Below are 16,063 nucleotides of genomic sequence, written 5' to 3'. Positions count from 1 at the left end.
TCCGTTTCGAAGGAGTCCGGCGGCAAGATGATGGCCCCCGGGCGGATCCCCTGTCTGCCTTCTGTCACCAGCGGAAATTGAGGTCTTTGTGGTCGCGGTCACGCCCCGCCGTACGTTGGCCGGGCAGTTGCTCGTACTCCAGCTCGCGATCATCGTGGTCGTGCTGGTGGCGGTGGCCGCCGTCTCGCTGGCCCAGTCCGCGGCGACCTTCAACCGGGTGGAGGGGCGGCGGGTGGCCGCCCTCGGCGAGGAGCTCGCCGGCAGCCCGCTGCTGCGCGAGCGGCTCAACCAGCCGGCGCCGGCGGAGCTGGTCGCCCCGCTGGTGCAGAACGCGCTGAACCGGTCCGGGGTGACCTCGGTGACCGTGGCCGATTCCCGGGGCCGGGTGGTCAGCTCCACCGATCCGACGCTGGTGGGGAGCCCGCTCGTGCTCGGCGACCCCGGGGTGGCGCGGGGCCGCAGCTGGTCCGGCGAGCTGGCGGTCGGCGACTCGCCGGAGTTGGTCGCCCAGGTGCCGGTGCTCGGCGACCGCCAGTACAACCTCGGGCGGCACCTCGGCGTGGTGATGATCGGCGAGGCCGCGCCGACCTGGTCGGAGCGGCTGGTCGGCGCCTCGTCGTACCTCTTCACCTATCTCGGCATCGCCAGCCTGCTCGGGGTGGCCGGATCGTGGCTGCTGGCCCGGCGGATCAAGCGGCAGACCCTGGGCCTGGAGCCGCGGGAGATCGCCGGCCTGGCCGAGCACCGGGAGGCGCTGCTGCACGGCATCGCCGAGGGGGTGATCGCGCTGGACCCCCAGCAGCGGGTCACCCTGGTCAACGCGGTCGGCCGCCGGCTGCTCGACCTGCCCGAGCACTGCCTCGGCCGCAGCCTCGCCGACCTGGGGATCTCCGGGCGGCTGCGGGACGTGCTGGCCGGCGCCGACGGCGGCCCGGAGGCCCGCGACGAGGTGGTGGTCCGGAACGGTCGGGTGCTGGTGATGAACCGGATGACGGTCGCCAAGGACGGCCGCCGGCTCGGCTCGGTGACCACCCTGCGGGACCGGACCGAGCTGGCCCGGCTGGAGCAGGAGATCGGCTCGTTCCGCAGCACCACCGAGCTGCTGCGGGCGCAGACCCACGAGTTCGCCAACCAGCTGCACACCATCTCCGGGCTGATCCAGATCGGCGAGCACGACGAGGTGGTCCGCTACGTCGACGCGCTCAGCCGGCACCGGGCGTCGCTGGACCTCACCGTGACCAGCCGGATCCACGACACGGCGGTGGCGGCGCTGCTGATGGCGAAGTCCGCGCTGGCCGCGGAGCGCCGGGTGGAGCTGCGGATCTCCGAGCGGACCGGGCTGGACCGACTGGCGCCGGAGGTCGCGGCGGACGTGGCGACGGTGCTGGGCAACCTGGTCGACAACGCGGTGGAGGCGGTCGCCGGAGGTCGGGACGCACCGGTCGGCGCGACCACCGGTGGTCGCGACGGCGCGGCGGCCGGCGAGCCTGACCCGGACCGGCCGGCCTGGGTCGAGGTCGAGCTGCGTCGGGACGCCTCCTCGGTGGAGATCGTGGTCCGCGACTCCGGCCCGGGGATCGCACCGGAGCTGGCCCAGGAGGTCTTCACCCACGGCTTCACCACGAAGGCGGCCCGGGGCGGCGAGCGGGGCATCGGGTTGGCACTCACCCGGCTGGTCTGTCACCGTCGCGGCGGCGAGGTGGCGGTGACGAACACCGAGGAGGGCGCGATGTTCACGGCCCGGATGTCGGTTACCGGCACTCTGGAGGGGGTCCGGTGATCGACGTACTGGTGGTTGACGACGACTTCATGGTGGCCCGGATCCACCGCGGTTTCGTCGAGCGGATCGACGGTTTCCGGGTGGTGGGCACGGCCAGCACCGGCGAGCAGGCGATCGCCGCTGTCGACGAGCTCCGCCCCGACCTGGTGCTGCTCGACCTCTACCTGCCGGACATGTTCGGCCTGGACGTGGTGACCCGGCTGCGGGCCGCCCGACACGACTGCGACGTGCTGGTGATCAGCGCGGCCCGGGAGGCCGAGGCGGTCCGCCGGGCGGTCCGCTACGGCGCGGTCAACTACCTGCTCAAGCCGTTCGGCTTCGACGAGCTGCGGACCCGGCTGGAGCAGTACGCCGCCCGGCGCAACGCGCTGCGCGCCACCACCGTGGCCGACCAGGCCGACGTGGACCGGGTGCTGTCCCGCAGCGCGGCGCACATCGCCACCTCGGCGTTGCCCCGCGGGCTCAGCGCGGAAACCGCCGAGCTGGTCGAACGCACCCTGCGGGGACACTCGGGGACGTTCTCCGCCGCCGAGTGCGCCAACGCGGTGGGCATCTCTCGGGTCAGCGCCCGGCGTTACCTGGAGCACTTCGCCGACACCGGGCGGGCGGCGGTCAACCTCCGGTACGGCTCGGCGGGCCGCCCGGAGCGGCGGTACAGCTGGGTGGGCTGACGGCCTACGGCTCGAACTTGTAGCCGAGGCCACGCACGGTGACGATGAACCGGGGCGCGGACGGCTCCGGCTCGACCTTGGAGCGCAGCCGCTTGACGTGCACGTCCAGCGTCTTGGTGTCGCCGACGTAGTCGGCGCCCCAGACCCGGTCGATGAGCTGGCCCCGGGTGAGCACCCGGCCGGCGTTGCGCAGCAGCAGCTCCAGCAGCTCGAACTCCTTGAGCGGGAGCTGCACGGCGGCGCCGTCGACGGTGACCACGTGCCGCTCGATGTCCATCCGGACCGGGCCGGCGGCCAGCGTCGGGGCGCCCGACTCGGTCACCTCGGCGCTCTGCCGGCGCAGCACCGCCCGGATCCGGGCCACCAGCTCCCGCGGCGAGTACGGCTTGGTGACGTAGTCGTCGGCCCCGATCTCCAGGCCGACCACCTTGTCGATCTCACTGTCCCGAGCGGTGACCATGATGATCGGCACGTGCGAGCGCTGCCGCAGCTGACGGCAGACCTCCGTCCCGGACATCTCGGGGAGCATCAGGTCGAGCAGGACGATGTCCGCGCCGGTCCGGTCGAACTCGGTGAGGGCGGCGGGTCCCGTCGCGGCGACGGACACCTCGAAACCCTCCTTGCGGAGCATGTACGACAAGGCGTCGGAGAACGACTCCTCGTCCTCGACCACCAGAACGCGGCTCAACGGTGCTTCCTCTCCTGCGGTCAGGCCTGGCGAAGGTCGGCCGGGCCGGCCTCGATCCCAGCCGACGGCAGTATCGTCTCCAGGTCGGCCGGGGGGCTGGCCGGTAACCGGAGAGTGAACGTCGAGCCCCCTCCAAGAGTGCTCGCCACCTCCACCCGGCCGCCATGGTTGCTGGCGATGTGTTTGACGATGGCCAGGCCGAGGCCGGTGCCGCCGGTGGAGCGGGAGCGGGCCTGGTCGGCCCGGTAGAACCGTTCGAAGATCCGTTCCACCTCGTTGGGGGCGATGCCGATGCCCTGGTCGGTGACGGCGATCTCGACGTATTCGTCGTCGGCCCGCGTGGCGACCCGGACGGTGGTGCCCTCGCCCGAGTAGTTGATCGCGTTCTCCACCAGGTTGGCCACGGCGGTGGCGATCTGGGCGTCGCTGCCGTACACGGTCAGCCCCTTCTCGCCCTCCGTCACCACCTGGATCTGCCGGGCGGCGGCCGTGGTCCGGGTCCGGTCGAGCACCTCGGCCACCACCCAGTCGACCGCGACCGGCTCCGGCGCGGGCTGCGGCTCCGCGCCCTGCAGCCGGGTCAGCTCCAGCAACTCCTGCACCAGCCGGCCCAGCCGGGTCGACTCGTGCTGGATCCGTTCGGCGAAGCGGCGGGCGGCGACCAGGTCCTCGGAGAGGTCCGGCGGGGCCGCCCCGGCGGGTTCGGTGGCGTCGAGCAGCGCCTCGGCGAGCAGTTGCAGCGCCCCGATGGGGGTCTTCAGCTCGTGGCTGACGTTGGCGACGAAGTCCCGGCGGACCCGGGCCAGCCGGTGCGACTCGGTGACGTCGGCGGCCTCGATCGAGATGTAGCCGGCGCCGAGCCCCATCGCCCGCAGGTGCACCCCGAGCGGGTTCACTCCGGCGTTGTCGCGGCCGCGCGGCAGGTCCAGCTCGATCTCGCGCCGCACGCCGGTGCGGCGCACCTGCCCGGCGAGGGTACGGATCAGCGGGTGGGCGGCGATGGAGCCGGGCGCGGCGCCGGTGCGGAGCAGGCCCATCGCCCGGGCGGCCGGGTTGACCAGCACGGGCAGGTCGTCCGGGTCGAGCACGACCACGCCGGCGCGCAGTGAGTCGATCGTCTTGCGGCCGAGCCCGGTGCGGCCGCCCTGCTGGTCGTCGGGAATCGCGAGCCTCCCTGAGCTCCAGCGGGAGCCACCGCTCCCCGGCGACACCGCCCTGCGCCGCCACTCGCGGACGGGCCCGGACAACAGCAGGCCGGCGACCAGGCCGGTCGCCAGTGCCACGGCCACCACGACCGCCACCACCCAATCCACCCGGCGATCGTAGGGTCATTGTTAACCTGGCTATCGCCCAAAACGGGACGAATCATCCTCACTTCCGCAGAAGTTCACTCCCGGGTCCCGCGTCGTTCACCGGAGTTCACCTCAGGTCCGCTCCCCCCGCCTACGGTTGGCGCGCACCCGCTCGACCCGTATGCCCGACGCCCCTCCCCGGGGCCGGCGGCACCGACCCCAGGAAGTGACGATGCGCGACGAGTTCCGGGCCGACCTGCAGATTGTCAGCCAGCTGCTGGTGGACATGGCGGAAGGGGTCCGCGCCGCGATGCGCCAGGCCACCCGCGGCCTGCTCACCGCCGACCGCGAGGCGTCCGAGGCCGTGATCGCGCGGGACGCCGAGATCGACGACCTCTACCGGCACGTCGAGGAGCGGGTCTGCGACCTGCTCGCCCGGCAGGCGCCGGTCGCCTCCGACCTGCGGGCCATGATCACCGCACTGCACGTCGCGGCGGACCTGGAGCGGATGGGCGACCTGGCCGACCACGTGGCCAAGACGGCGCTGCGCCGGCACCCGTCGCCGGCGGTGCCGGCCGAGCTGCGGCCGGTCTTCACCGACATGGCCGCCATCGCCGACCGGATGGCGGAGAAGATCGGCACGGTGCTGGCCAAGCCCGACGCCGACCTCGCCGCCGAGCTGGACCGCGACGACGACGCCATGGACGACCTGCACAAGAGCCTGTTCGGCGTGCTGCTCGGCGACGACTGGCCGTACGGGGTGGAGACGGCGATCGACGCCACCCTGCTCGGCCGCTTCTACGAGCGCTTCGCCGACCACGCGGTGAACGCCGGCGAGCACGTGGTCTACCTGATCACCGGCCAGTCCACGCCCGCGCCGAACTGACCCGGGCACGACGAAGGCCCCCGGCGGACCGGGGGCCTTCGTCCTGGCGTCAGCGGCCCTGGTTGGCCACCGCCGCGGCGGCTGCCTTGGCGGCGGTCGGGTCGAGGTAGGTGCCGCCCAGGGTGAGCGGGCGCAGCTGCGGGTCGAGGTCGTAGCGCAGCGGGATGCCGGTGGGGATGTTCAGCTTGGCGATCGCCTCGTCGCTGATCTGGTCGAGGTGCTTGACCAGGGCGCGCAGCGAGTTGCCGTGGGCGGCCACCAGCACCGTACGGCCGGCCAGGATGTCCGGCACGATCGAGTCGTACCAGTACGGCAGCATCCGCTCGACGACGTCCTTGAGGCACTCGGTGCGCGGCATCAGCTCGGACGGCAGCAACGCGTAGCGCGGGTCGCCGACCTGCGAGAACTCGTCGTCGTCGGCGATCGGCGGCGGCGGCGTGTCGTACGACCGGCGCCAGAGCATGAACTGCTCCTCGCCGTACTCGTCCAGGGTCTGCTTCTTGTCCTTGCCCTGGAGGGCGCCGTAGTGCCGCTCGTTGAGCCGCCACGACCGGCGCACCGCGATCCAGTGCCGGTCGGCGGCGTTGAGCGCCAGCTCGGCGGTGCGGATCGCGCGGCGCATCACGCTGGTGTGCACCACGTCGGGCAGCAGGCTGTGCTCGCGCAGCAGTTCTCCGCCGCGCCGCGCCTCGTTCTCGCCCTTCTCGGTCAGGTCGACGTCCACCCAGCCGGTGAAGAGGTTCTTGGCGTTCCAGTCACTCTCGCCGTGCCGCAGCAGGACCAGCGTCCCGACGGTGGGCCCCTCGCTCGCAGTCATGCCGATCATCCTGCCGCACCCCGCCGGTGGACACGCGGTTGGTGCCCGTGACGACCGCCACGTGGAAAAACCGATGACCCGCGTTCCGGGCCGGCACTAGGTTGTAAGGCGCTGACATCTTGGCGGTCATTACCGAAGCGGGGGCGCGGGCGTGCGGACGGTGCGAAGTTGGTTCCGGGACACCACCGGAGGGCTGCCGAGGACCTTCTGGTACCTCTGGACCGGCACCCTGATCAACCGGCTCGGCTCGTTCGTCCTGGTCTTCCTCGCCATCTATCTCACCCAGGAACGCGGCTTCTCCCCCACCCAGGCCGGCCTGGTGCTGGGCCTGTGGGGCGTCGGCGGCGCGGTCGGCACCACCGTCGGCGGCACGCTCACCGACCGCTGGGGACGGCGGCCCACGCTGCTCACCGCGCACCTCGGCGCGGCCACCATGATGCTCGCCCTCGGCTTCGCCCGGCCGCTCTGGGCGGTGGCCACGGGCGCGCTGCTGCTCGGCATGTTCGCCGAGGCGGCCCGGCCGGCGTTCGGCGCCATGATGATCGACGTGGTGCCGGAGAAGGATCGGCTGCGCGCCTTCTCGCTGAACTACTGGGCGATCAACCTCGGCTTCGCCTGCGCCGCGGTGCTCGCCGGGTTCGCCGCCCAGGCCGGCTACCTGCTGCTCTTCGTGGTCGACGCGGCCACCACCGTGGTCACCGCGCTGATCATCTTCACCCGGGTGAAGGAGACCCGCCGGGTCTCGGCCGCCCCGGCCCGCCCGGGTGGCGCCGCCCCGGTCGGCGCGCTGCGCACCATCGCCACCGACCGGGTCTTCCTGGGCTTCGTGGCGCTGAACCTGTTCGCCGCGCTGGTCTTCCTCCAGCACATCTCGATGCTGCCGATCGCGATGGGCGACTCGGGTCTCAGCCCGGCCACCTACGGCTCGGTGATCGCGCTCAACGGTGTGCTGATCGTCGTCGGGCAGCTCTTCGTGCCCCGGCTGATCCGGGGGCGCAGCCGGTCGCACGTGCTCGCCCTGGCCTCGCTGGTGATGGGCGTCGGCTTCGGCCTGACCGCGTTCGCCGACGCGGCCTGGTTCTACGGCCTCACGGTGCTGATCTGGACCCTCGGCGAGATGCTCAACTCGCCGTCCAACGCCACCCTCGTCGCCGAACTCTCCCCCGACCGGCTGCGCGGCCGCTACCAGGGCGCCTTCTCGCTGTCCTGGCAGATCGCCGGGGCGGTGGGGCCGATCCTCGGCGGCCTGGTCCGGGAACGGGCCGGCAACACCGAACTCTGGCTCGGCTGCGCCGCCATCGGCGCGCTGATGGCGGTGGCCCACCTGGTCTCCGGGCCGGCCCGGGAGCGGCGGGCCGCCCAGCTCCGGCCGGCGACCCAGCCGGTCACGCCGGTCACCGCCATCCGGCAGCCGGCCCCCCAGGCGGCCGAGGCGGCCGCCACCGCCCCGGCCGAGCCGGTCGCGGCCCACACCCCTTCCTGAGTACGCCGACCGCCGGCACCCCGACCGGGCACGCGGACCGGCCGAGGCCACTGCCACCCTGCCCACGGCCGGCACCCGACAGGGAGCGCGGACCGGCCGGGACCGCTGCCGTCCGCCCGGCGGCCTGCCCGGCTCGGACGAGGCAGCGCACCCTGCCGACCGCCGGCACCCCGACCGGGCACGCGGACCGGCCAGGGCCGCTGCCACCCGCCCGGCGGCTGCCGGGCTCGGACGAGGCAGGGCACGCTGCCGACCGCCGGCATGCCGACAGGGAGCGCGGACCGGCCAGGGCCGCTGCCGTCCGCCCGGCGGCCTGCCGGGGTCGCACGAGGCAGGGCACCCTGCGAGGCCCTTTCGAGCTGATGACGTGAACGAATCAAGCCGACGAACCCGGAGCCCGAATCGTTGACGACATCAGCTCGACAGGACCTCCGACCACCGTCCGCCTCCGGCCGGCCCGAGCCCGCCATGCGGTGACCCGGGGCGCCGCCGGCGGGTCCACTCAGGTGATCACCGACACGGTGGCGCGGTCGCGCGGGGCTGCATACGGTCGGGACCGTATCGGTTAACAAAGTTTCTGGAGGACGGGTGCGCGGGTTGCGGGGCTGGTGGGACGGAACTGCCGGTGGTCTGCCCGCCACCTTCTGGTACCTCTGGGCGGGACTGCTGGTCAACCGGGCCGGCGCCTTCGCGGTGCTCTTCCTGTCGCTCTACCTCACCGAGGCGCGCGGGGCCAGCGAGTCGCTGGCCGGCGCGGTGGTCGGTGCGTACGGGGCGGGCGGGGCCGTCGGGGTGCTGCTCGGCGGGGTGCTGGCGGACCGCTGGGGCCGGCGCGCGACCCTGCTCGCCGCGCACCTGGCGGCGGCGGGGCTGATGGTGGGGCTGGCGTTCAGCCGGCAGCTCGCGGTGATCGCGGCGCTGGCCGCGCTGGTCGGGATCGCGCACTCGATGCCGAGCCCGGCCTTCGTCGCGGCGATCGTGGACGTGGTCCCCGAGCACCGCCGCTCCCGCGCGTTCAACCTCCAGTTCTGGGCGTTCAACCTCGGCATGGCGGTGGCCTCGCTGCTGGCCGGGCTCCTGGCCGAGGCGAGCTTCCTCGCGCTCTTCCTGGTGGACGCCGCCGCCACTTTGGCCGCCGCCGCGCTGATCGCCTGGAAGGTCCCGGAGACCCTGCCCCACCGCAGCGGACCAGTAAGGAGCAGCCCGGACCAGGCCGGGCGGACCGCCGGCAAGCCGGTGGCCGCGAACGCCCGGCTGACCGCCGGCGAGCCGGTGGCCGCGGGTGCCGGACGGTCCCGGCCGCCGGGGCTGCGCACCGCGCTGACCGACCGGACCTTCCTGGTCTTCGTCGGGCTCACCTTCGTGCTGGCCGTGCTCACCATGCAGACCTCGACGATCATGCCGCTGGCCATGCGCGCGGACGGTCTGAGCCCGTCGGCGTACGGGACGGTGGTGGCGCTGGGCGGCGCGCTGATCGTGGTGGGGCAGCTCTTCGTACCCGGGCTGATCGACCGGCGTCGGGCGCACCGGGTGCTGGCCCTCTCCACCGGCTTGCTGGCGGTGGGGTTCGGTGCGCTGGTCGTCGCCGACCAACTCTGGGTCTACCTGGCCGCCGCGGTGGTCTGGACGGTCGGCTCGATGCTCGCCGCGCCGCCGAACGCCCAGATCAACGCCGACCTGGCCCCGCCCGAGCTGCGCGCGCGCTACCAGTCGGTGTTCTACCTGACGTTCCCGGCCGCGTCCTTCGTCGCGCCGACGCTAGGCGGGGTGAGCCTGCAGTATCTCGGGGAGCGGCACTGGCTCGTGGTGGCGGCCCTGGGTCTGCTCGCCGCGGGCGGGCACCTGCTGGCCGGGCCGAGCCGGGAGCGCCGGGTGGCGGCGCGGCGGGTGGCCGCACCGGCGCGTGCCTCGCAGCCGGTGGGCTGACGGCAGAACGCCCACCACGACCGTGGTCGTGATGGGCATCCGCACCGCTTGCCCGGCGGCGGCGGGCGACACTCACCCCCGTAAGCGTCGCCCGCTCGCGCCGCCGGTTCCACGGGTGGCACCGTCCCCCAACGATGTGCTCCACCCGTTTCTTGCGCCTCGCTCGTGCTCGGATCTGATCGATCCGCCGCTCCCCCGAACGGTTCCGAGCGTGGCGCGGTGCAATAAAGTTAGTTCGCCCGGATTCCGGATTCAACCCGGATCGCTGTCTCGCCGGTCACAGCGTCGACGTGGCGTCCGACACCCTGCTCCGGGCCCCGCAACGGTCAACACGGCGTACCCGGCGACCATTCCCGTAAACACCTCAGGCGTCCTCACGATCGGGTGACTCCGTCCGGAAGAAGTTGCTCTGCCGACCGTCGCGCATTTGCTCCTGGTAGATGAGGTTCAGCCGCCGGGTGTCGAAGGTCCGGAACCAGTCGTCCCAACTGATCACCTGGACCCGGCTGCTCTCCCGGTAGCCCGGGATCTCGAAGGTCAGCACGCCCGGCCGGCCCTCGCGCTCGGTGCCGGCGATGGTCGCCGGTTGGGCGCCACGGGCCCGCGCCCAGTTCTGGATCACCTCGTGGTTGCTGGTGACCAGACTGCGACCCGGGCGCTCGGGGCGGTCGGCCGGGGAGGAGATCACCTGCGACGACCGTACCGACCGGGAACTGGACCGGCCGGTCCGTACGCCGGTGGTCCGGGCCGCGGCGGCCGCGCCGACTGCGGCCGGCGGGGCGATGACCCGCTGGGCGGGCATGGCCCCGGCCCCCGCCTTCGCCGGGGTGGTCTTCTTCGTCGGCGCGGCCTTCTTCGCGGGCGCGGCCTTCGCGCGAGCGCCCGCCTTGGCCGGCGCGGCCTTCGCGCGAGCGCCCGCCTTGGCCGGCGCGGCCTTCGCGCGAGCGCCCGCCTTCGCCGGCGCGGCCTTCGCCCGGGCACCCGCCTTCGCCGGGGCGGCCTTCTTCGCCGGGGCCGCCTTGGCGCGGGCGCCCGCCCTCGCCGGCGCGGTCTTCTTCGCCGGCGCGGCCTTCGCGCGAGCGCCCGCCTTCGCGGGCGCGGCCTTGGCCCGGGCCGCCTTGGTCGGGGCGGCCTTGCGGGCCGGCGCCGCCTTGCGGGCGGGGGCCGGCGCGGCCTTCCGAGCGCTCGTCGTCTTCTTCGCGGCGGCCTTCGTCGCGCCGGCCTTCTTGGCGGGCGCCCGGCCCGCCGGGCCGGTGGTGCGCCGGGCCGCGGCGCCGGGGCGGCCCTCGGACCGCAGGGTCCGCGCGAGCGTCTTGACCAACTCGGGCTTGCGCAGGGCGGAGATGCCGGAGACGCCGCGACGCCGCAACTGACCCCGGATGTCGTCGGCCCGCATCTGCGAGATCTCCGACTCCGAGATCCCCGGGGTGTTCGGCGTCTGGTTGCCCGCCTGCTGTTTGGTCCTGGTCGCAGTTCCGCCGCGACCTGAGCTGTTCCGCTGAGCCATCGCACGCTCCTCGACAGTCCGTCTCGGCCTGCGGCGGGTCCCGTTTTCGCCGCACCGCAGCGGTGCGGCATACCCGTCAGGACCGGTCCGAACCTCCGGTGGACGGCTCGAAAAGGTGGGCGAAGGCGGCGAGGTTGGCGGTGGACTCGCCCCGCTTGACCCGCCACTCCCACTCCCGGCGGATCGAGCTGCCGAAGCCGATCTCCAGCATCGTGTCGAACGACTCGTCCGCGTACGTGAGCACCGCGCCGAGCAGCCGGTCCAGCTCGTCGGCGTCGATCCCGGCCGGGTTGACCCGACCGGTGAGGTAGACGTCGCCCACCGCGTCGATGGAGAACGAGACGCCGTACATCCGGGCGTTGCGCTGCAACAGCCAGGCCCACAGCTCCTCGCGCCGCTCGTCGGGCTGGCGCATCACGAACGCCTCGACCCGCAGCGCGTGCTCACCGACGATCAGGTTGCAGACCGTCTTGAGCTTGTGCGTGCCGGGCAGGGTGACCGCGTAGGAACCCTCGCCGGTCGACTCCCAGTCCAGCTCACGCTCGGTGCAGACGGACTCGATCAGGGCGGCCAGGTCGCTCTTCGCGCTCATCGCACCCACTCTACGGGCGCCCGCCGGGACGCACCGGACGCGCGGGAGTGGCCCGGATCACCAGGAACAGGACAACGCCGGGTCCCTGGCGAGCTGGGCGGCCAGCCGTCCCCGGTGCTCGGCGATCGCCTCCCCGTAGACGGCGAGCAGGCCGGAGACGGTGCGCTGCCAGGAGAAGTTGCGCGCGTGCCGGGCCGCGCCCACCGCGAGGTCGGCCCGCAGCGCCCGGTCGGGCAGCAGCCGGGCGAGCGTGGCAGCCCACTCGGCCGGGTCGTGGCCGTCGACGAGCACCCCGCTGACCCCGTCCCGCACGGCGGTGACCAGGCCACCGACGGCGGCCGCCACGACGGGCGTACCGCAGGCCTGCGCCTCCAGGGCGACCAGGCCGAACGACTCGTTGTACGAGGGCACCGCGACCAGGTCGGCGGCCCGGTAGAGGGCGGGCAGGTCGTCGCCGGTCTGCGGGGGCAGGAAGCGCACCCGGTCGGCGACACCGAGCGATCCGGCCAGCTCCATCAGCGAGGTGGGCCGGTCGAGCCCGCTGCCGCTCGGGCCGCCGCAGATCACCACGGTCAGCTCCTCGGCGAGGGCCGGGTCGCAATCGCGCAGCGCGGCGACCGCGCGGACCAGCACGTCGGGCGCCTTCAGCGGCTGGATCCGACCGACGAAGGCCACCACGTGGCCGTCGGTGGGCAGCCCCAGCCGGCGGCGGGCGGCGCGGGTGGCCGCGACCCGGTCACCGGGGGCGGGACGGAAGCGGTCCAGGTCGACGCCGGGCTCGACCACGGCGACGCGGGCCGGTTCGGCGTCGTAGCGGCCGATCAGGTCGGCCGCCTCGACCCGGGTGTTGGCCACCAGCCGGTCGGCCTCGGCGACCACCTGCTCCTCGCCGATCACCCGGGCCTTGGGCTCGGGGCGGTCACCGGCGGCGAGCTGGGCGTTCTTGACCTTGGCCAGGGTGTGCGCGGTGTGCACCAGCGGCACTCCCCAGCGCTCCTTGGCCAGCCAGCCGACCTGGCCGGAGAGCCAGTAGTGCGAGTGGATCAGGTCGTAGTGGCCGGGCGGGCGGGCCGCCTCGGCGCGCAGCACGCCGGCGGTGAAGGCGCAGAGCTGCCCGGGCAGTTCCTCCTTGGTCAGCCCCTCCAGCGGCCCGGAGGTGATGTGCCGGACGTGCACGCCGGGCGCCATCTCGACCACCGGGGGCAGGTCACCGGAGGTGGCCCGGGTGAAGATCTCCACCTCGACGTCGGCCTCGGCGAGCCGCCGGGCGACCTCCAGGATGTAGACGTTCATCCCGCCGGCGTCACCGGTGCCGGGCTGGTGCAACGGGGAGGTGTGCACCGACAGGGTGGCGATCCGCCGGGGGCGGGGCCACGGTCGGGCACCTCGCTGACGACCGACGCCGGTGTGCATTTCCGCCACGTCCGCTCCTTCTGTCACGGTTTATGCCGTCCCGCACGACCGGCGCTTCTCGGTCAACTCGCGCGCCGGGTGTCATCTTCCCCATCGGGCTACGGAAATGCTCCCGCGCTCTCCCCCGGCGTGACCCAGTTCATCGACCGCCCCCGCCTCGGCCGGCCCGCGGCGGAGGGGACAATGTCCGGATGACCTCTGTCGCGATCGTCACCGGGGCGTCCAGCGGGATCGGCGCGGCGACCGCCCGCCGGCTGGCCGCCGAGGGCTTCCACGTGCTGGCCGCCGCCCGGCGTACCGACCGGCTGGCCGGGCTGGTCAAGGAGATCGAGGCGGCCGGCGGCACGGCCACCCCGGTGGCCTGCGACGTCACCTCCGACGAGTCGGTGGCCGGGTTGGCCGCTGCGGCGCAGGCGGCGCCCGGGCCGGTCACCCTGCTGGTGAACAACGCCGGCGGAGCGCGCGGGCTGGACCCGGTGGAGTCCGGCGCGATCGGCGACTGGCAGTGGATGTACGACGTCAACGTGCTCGGCACGCTCCGGGTCACCCAGGCGCTGCTGCCCGCGCTGGAGGCGTCCGGCGCCGGCACCATCGTGATCGTCTCCTCCACTGCCGGCTTCACCGTGTACGAGGGCGGCGGCGGCTACACCGCGGCCAAGCACGCGCAGACCGCGATCGCCGGGACGCTGCGGCTGGAGCTGTGTGGGCGGCCGATCCGGGTGATCGAGATCGACCCGGGCATGGTGCGGACCGACGAGTTCGGGCTGGTCCGCTTCGACGGGGACGCCGACAAGGCCGCCGCCACGTACGCGGGGGTGCCCGAGCCGCTGGTCGCCGAGGACGTGGCCGACTGCATCGCCTGGTGCGCGACCCGCCCGCACCACGTCAACGTGGACCGGTTGGTGGTCCGCCCGTTGGCCCAGGCCGCCCAGCACAAGGTGCACCGGGTCGGGCAGTGAGCCGGGCCGGTCGCGGGTGAGGGCCGGGCCGGTGCGGCCCCAGGGCGTGGTGACCCGGGGGACGACGAACCCCAACCGGCTGCGGCGGGTGGACAACTGGATCGTGGCCACCTGCGGCGACCGGCTCCGCGCCGCCGCCGACCCGCTGGTGGTCGACCTCGGCTACGGCGCCACCCCGGTCACCGCCGTGGAGCTGCGCGCCCGGCTGGCCACCGGGGTCCGCGCCGACGTGCGGGTGGTCGGGCTGGAGATCGATCCGGTACGGGTGGCCGCCGCCGCGCCCGCGGCCGACCCGCCCGGACTGACCTTCGCCCGGGGCGGCTTCGAGCTGGCCGGCCTGCGTCCGGTCCTGGTACGCGCGTTCAACGTCCTGCGCCAGTACGACGAGAGCGAGGTTGCCGCCGCCTGGGGTACGGTCACCGACCGGCTCGCCCCGGGCGGGGCGTTGATCGAGGGAACCTGCGACGAGTTGGGCCGGCTGGGCAGCTGGGTGCTGGTCGACACGGCCGGCCCGCGCACGCTGACCCTGGCCGCCCGCCTGGCGACCCTGGAGACCCCGGCCCAGCTGGCCGAGCGCCTGCCCAAGGCGCTGATCCACCGCAACGTCCCGGGCGAGCGGGTACACGACCTGATCCGCGCCCTCGACGACGCCTGGCAGGCCGCCGCCGGCTACGCCCCGTTCGGCCCCCGCCAGCGCTGGCTCCGCGCGGTCGGCACCCTCAAGCAGGCCGGCTGGCCGGTCCTCGACCGCCCGCACCGCTGGCGCCAGGGCGAACTCACCCTCCCCTGGCCCGCCGTCGCCCCCACCTGACCCGCCGACTCCCGTTGATCATGAGGTTGGCCGCACCGCAGGAGATCGACACCGCCGTCAACCTCATGATCAACGGCGGGGGTCAGATGGTGCAGTTGATCAGGACGGGTTCGGGGTGGAGGGTGACGGCGAAACGGGCGTGGACCGTGTCGCGGATGTCGCGGGCGAGGGCGACCAGGGCCGCCGTGCTCGCCGTGCCGGTGTGGTTGGTCAGGGCCAGGGTGTGCTTGCTGGAGATCGCGGTGCCCTCGGGGCCGGGGTGGCCCTTGGCGAAGCCGGCCTTGTCGATCAGCCAGGCGGCGCTGACCTTCACCATGTCGCCCGGGCAGGGCCAGGAGGGCGGCTCGCCGAGTTCGGTGGCGCGTTCGCGCAGCAGCTCGTACGCCTCCCGGTCGAGTACCGGGTTGGTGAAGAACGAGCCCACCGACCAGGTGTCCGGGTCGGTGGCGTCAAGCACCATGCCCTTGCCGGCGCGCAGCTTCAGCACCGTCGCGCGGGCGTCGGCCAGCGGCACCCGGTCGCCCACCTCGACGCCGAGCGCCCGGGCCAGCTCGGTGTAGCGGACCGGACCGGAGAGCGTCGAGCGGTGCAGCCGGAAGTCGACCGAGAGCACCACCCAGCGGTCGCTGTACTTGAAGATGCTGGACCGGTAGGCGAAGCCGCAGTCCGCCGCCTCGACCCGGCCGAGGCTGTCGTCGGCGCGGTCGTACACCTGGACGCCGGTGATGCTCTCGGCGACCTCCTGGCCGTACGCGCCGACGTTCTGGATCGGGGTGGCGCCGGCCGAGCCGGGGATGCCGGAGAGACACTCCAGCCCCGACCAGCCGTTGTCCACGGTGGCGGCAACCAGGTCGTCCCAGGGCTCGCCGGCCTCGACCCGTACGGTGACGGTGTCGGCGTCCTCGGCGACCACCCGCAGCCCCCGCGACCGGACCAGCACGACCGTGCCGGGGAAGCCCTCGTCGCCCACCACCACGTTGCTGCCGCCCGCGAGGATGAGGACGGGCTCGTCCCGCTGTCGCGCCTGGCGCACGGTTCGTACGATTTCCTCGGCGCTGGTGGCGGTCTCCAGCCGGCCGGCGAGGCCGCCGAGGCGCAGCGTGGTGTATCTCGCCAGGGTGGCCGGGTCGGCGGGGTCGGCTCCGGTTGTCGGCTGGGCGTAGACGTCTGACACGCCTCTCACCCTAGGCTGAGGGGTAGCCGCGGCACCCACTGGTGGCCCGGTCACCCCCGGGAGG

General features: G+C 73.8%; 14 protein-coding genes. 7 read left to right on the top strand and 7 right to left on the bottom strand.

The features are described 5' to 3' along the window. Nucleotides 1–88 precede the first annotated feature (88 nt). Complete coding sequence (locus GA0074696_RS05620) at nucleotides 89–1,780, top strand: sensor histidine kinase (RefSeq protein ID WP_088960115.1); 1,692 nt, start codon at nucleotides 89–91, stop codon at nucleotides 1,778–1,780. Then, nucleotides 1,777–2,451: a response regulator gene (locus GA0074696_RS05615; RefSeq protein WP_088960114.1), complete on the top strand. Its 675-nt coding sequence runs from the start codon at nucleotides 1,777–1,779 to the stop codon at nucleotides 2,449–2,451. Before GA0074696_RS05620 ends, GA0074696_RS05615 begins: the two co-directional genes overlap by 4 nt. Before the next feature lie 4 nt (nucleotides 2,452–2,455). Here GA0074696_RS05615 and GA0074696_RS05610 read toward each other — a convergent pair whose 3' ends face one another. Both GA0074696_RS05610 and GA0074696_RS05605 read right to left on the bottom strand, forming a co-directional pair. Beyond that, on the bottom strand, nucleotides 2,456–3,139 hold the full coding sequence (locus GA0074696_RS05610; RefSeq protein WP_088960113.1) for a response regulator transcription factor: 684 nt from the start codon (nucleotides 3,137–3,139) through the stop codon (nucleotides 2,456–2,458). A gap of 20 nt (nucleotides 3,140–3,159) precedes the next feature. Next, on the bottom strand, nucleotides 3,160–4,350 hold the full coding sequence (locus tag GA0074696_RS05605) for a sensor histidine kinase (RefSeq protein ID WP_407940596.1): 1,191 nt from the start codon (nucleotides 4,348–4,350) through the stop codon (nucleotides 3,160–3,162). 313 nt (nucleotides 4,351–4,663) lie between these two features. On the opposite strand from GA0074696_RS05605, the gene phoU reads away from it, so the two are divergent. Next, the gene (gene phoU / locus GA0074696_RS05600; protein WP_088960111.1) at nucleotides 4,664–5,317 is read left to right on the top strand and encodes a phosphate signaling complex protein PhoU; all 654 of its coding nucleotides are present in this window, start codon (nucleotides 4,664–4,666) and stop codon (nucleotides 5,315–5,317) included. A gap of 49 nt (nucleotides 5,318–5,366) precedes the next feature. Here phoU and GA0074696_RS05595 read toward each other — a convergent pair whose 3' ends face one another. Next, on the bottom strand, nucleotides 5,367–6,134 hold the full coding sequence (locus GA0074696_RS05595; RefSeq protein ID WP_088960110.1) for a phosphoglyceromutase: 768 nt from the start codon (nucleotides 6,132–6,134) through the stop codon (nucleotides 5,367–5,369). Nucleotides 6,135–6,285: 151 nt separating this feature from the next. Between GA0074696_RS05595 and GA0074696_RS05590 the strand changes: the two genes are divergently transcribed. Together GA0074696_RS05590 and GA0074696_RS05585 are read left to right on the top strand one after the other, a co-directional pair. Continuing rightward, nucleotides 6,286–7,617: an MDR family MFS transporter gene (locus tag GA0074696_RS05590; RefSeq protein WP_088960109.1), complete on the top strand. Its 1,332-nt coding sequence runs from the start codon at nucleotides 6,286–6,288 to the stop codon at nucleotides 7,615–7,617. Nucleotides 7,618–8,205: 588 nt separating this feature from the next. After that, nucleotides 8,206–9,543, top strand: a complete 1,338-nt coding sequence (locus tag GA0074696_RS05585) for an MFS transporter (protein ID WP_088960108.1) — start codon at nucleotides 8,206–8,208, stop codon at nucleotides 9,541–9,543. A 364-nt stretch (nucleotides 9,544–9,907) separates the two neighbouring features. Here GA0074696_RS05585 and GA0074696_RS32725 read toward each other — a convergent pair whose 3' ends face one another. The 3 genes from GA0074696_RS32725 to mshA form a co-directional block, all read right to left on the bottom strand. Next, the gene (locus GA0074696_RS32725; protein ID WP_331716545.1) at nucleotides 9,908–10,939 is read right to left on the bottom strand and encodes a hypothetical protein; all 1,032 of its coding nucleotides are present in this window, start codon (nucleotides 10,937–10,939) and stop codon (nucleotides 9,908–9,910) included. Between the two features lie 187 nt (nucleotides 10,940–11,126). Beyond that, nucleotides 11,127–11,642, bottom strand: a complete 516-nt coding sequence (locus tag GA0074696_RS05575) for a type III secretion system chaperone family protein (RefSeq protein ID WP_088960106.1) — start codon at nucleotides 11,640–11,642, stop codon at nucleotides 11,127–11,129. Between the two features lie 57 nt (nucleotides 11,643–11,699). Continuing rightward, entirely contained in the window at nucleotides 11,700–13,064 is a 1,365-nt protein-coding gene (mshA, locus tag GA0074696_RS05570) for a D-inositol-3-phosphate glycosyltransferase (protein WP_088960105.1), read from the bottom strand. 182 nt (nucleotides 13,065–13,246) lie between these two features. On the opposite strand from mshA, the gene GA0074696_RS05565 reads away from it, so the two are divergent. After that, complete coding sequence (locus tag GA0074696_RS05565; protein WP_088960104.1) at nucleotides 13,247–14,014, top strand: SDR family NAD(P)-dependent oxidoreductase; 768 nt, start codon at nucleotides 13,247–13,249, stop codon at nucleotides 14,012–14,014. A gap of 31 nt (nucleotides 14,015–14,045) precedes the next feature. Next, nucleotides 14,046–14,825: a class I SAM-dependent methyltransferase gene (locus GA0074696_RS05560; RefSeq protein ID WP_407940546.1), complete on the top strand. Its 780-nt coding sequence runs from the start codon at nucleotides 14,046–14,048 to the stop codon at nucleotides 14,823–14,825. Nucleotides 14,826–14,907: 82 nt separating this feature from the next. Here the strand turns inward: GA0074696_RS05560 and GA0074696_RS05555 are convergent, their stop codons facing one another. Beyond that, the gene (locus tag GA0074696_RS05555; RefSeq protein WP_088960102.1) at nucleotides 14,908–15,999 is read right to left on the bottom strand and encodes a UDP-N-acetylmuramate dehydrogenase; all 1,092 of its coding nucleotides are present in this window, start codon (nucleotides 15,997–15,999) and stop codon (nucleotides 14,908–14,910) included. Nucleotides 16,000–16,063 lie beyond the last annotated feature (64 nt).

This window comes from Micromonospora purpureochromogenes, from assembly GCF_900091515.1.
Lineage (GTDB): Bacteria > Actinomycetota > Actinomycetes > Mycobacteriales > Micromonosporaceae > Micromonospora > Micromonospora purpureochromogenes.
The sequence above is the reverse complement of the archived record's forward strand: the minus strand, read 5'-3'. Positions and strand labels throughout refer to the sequence as shown.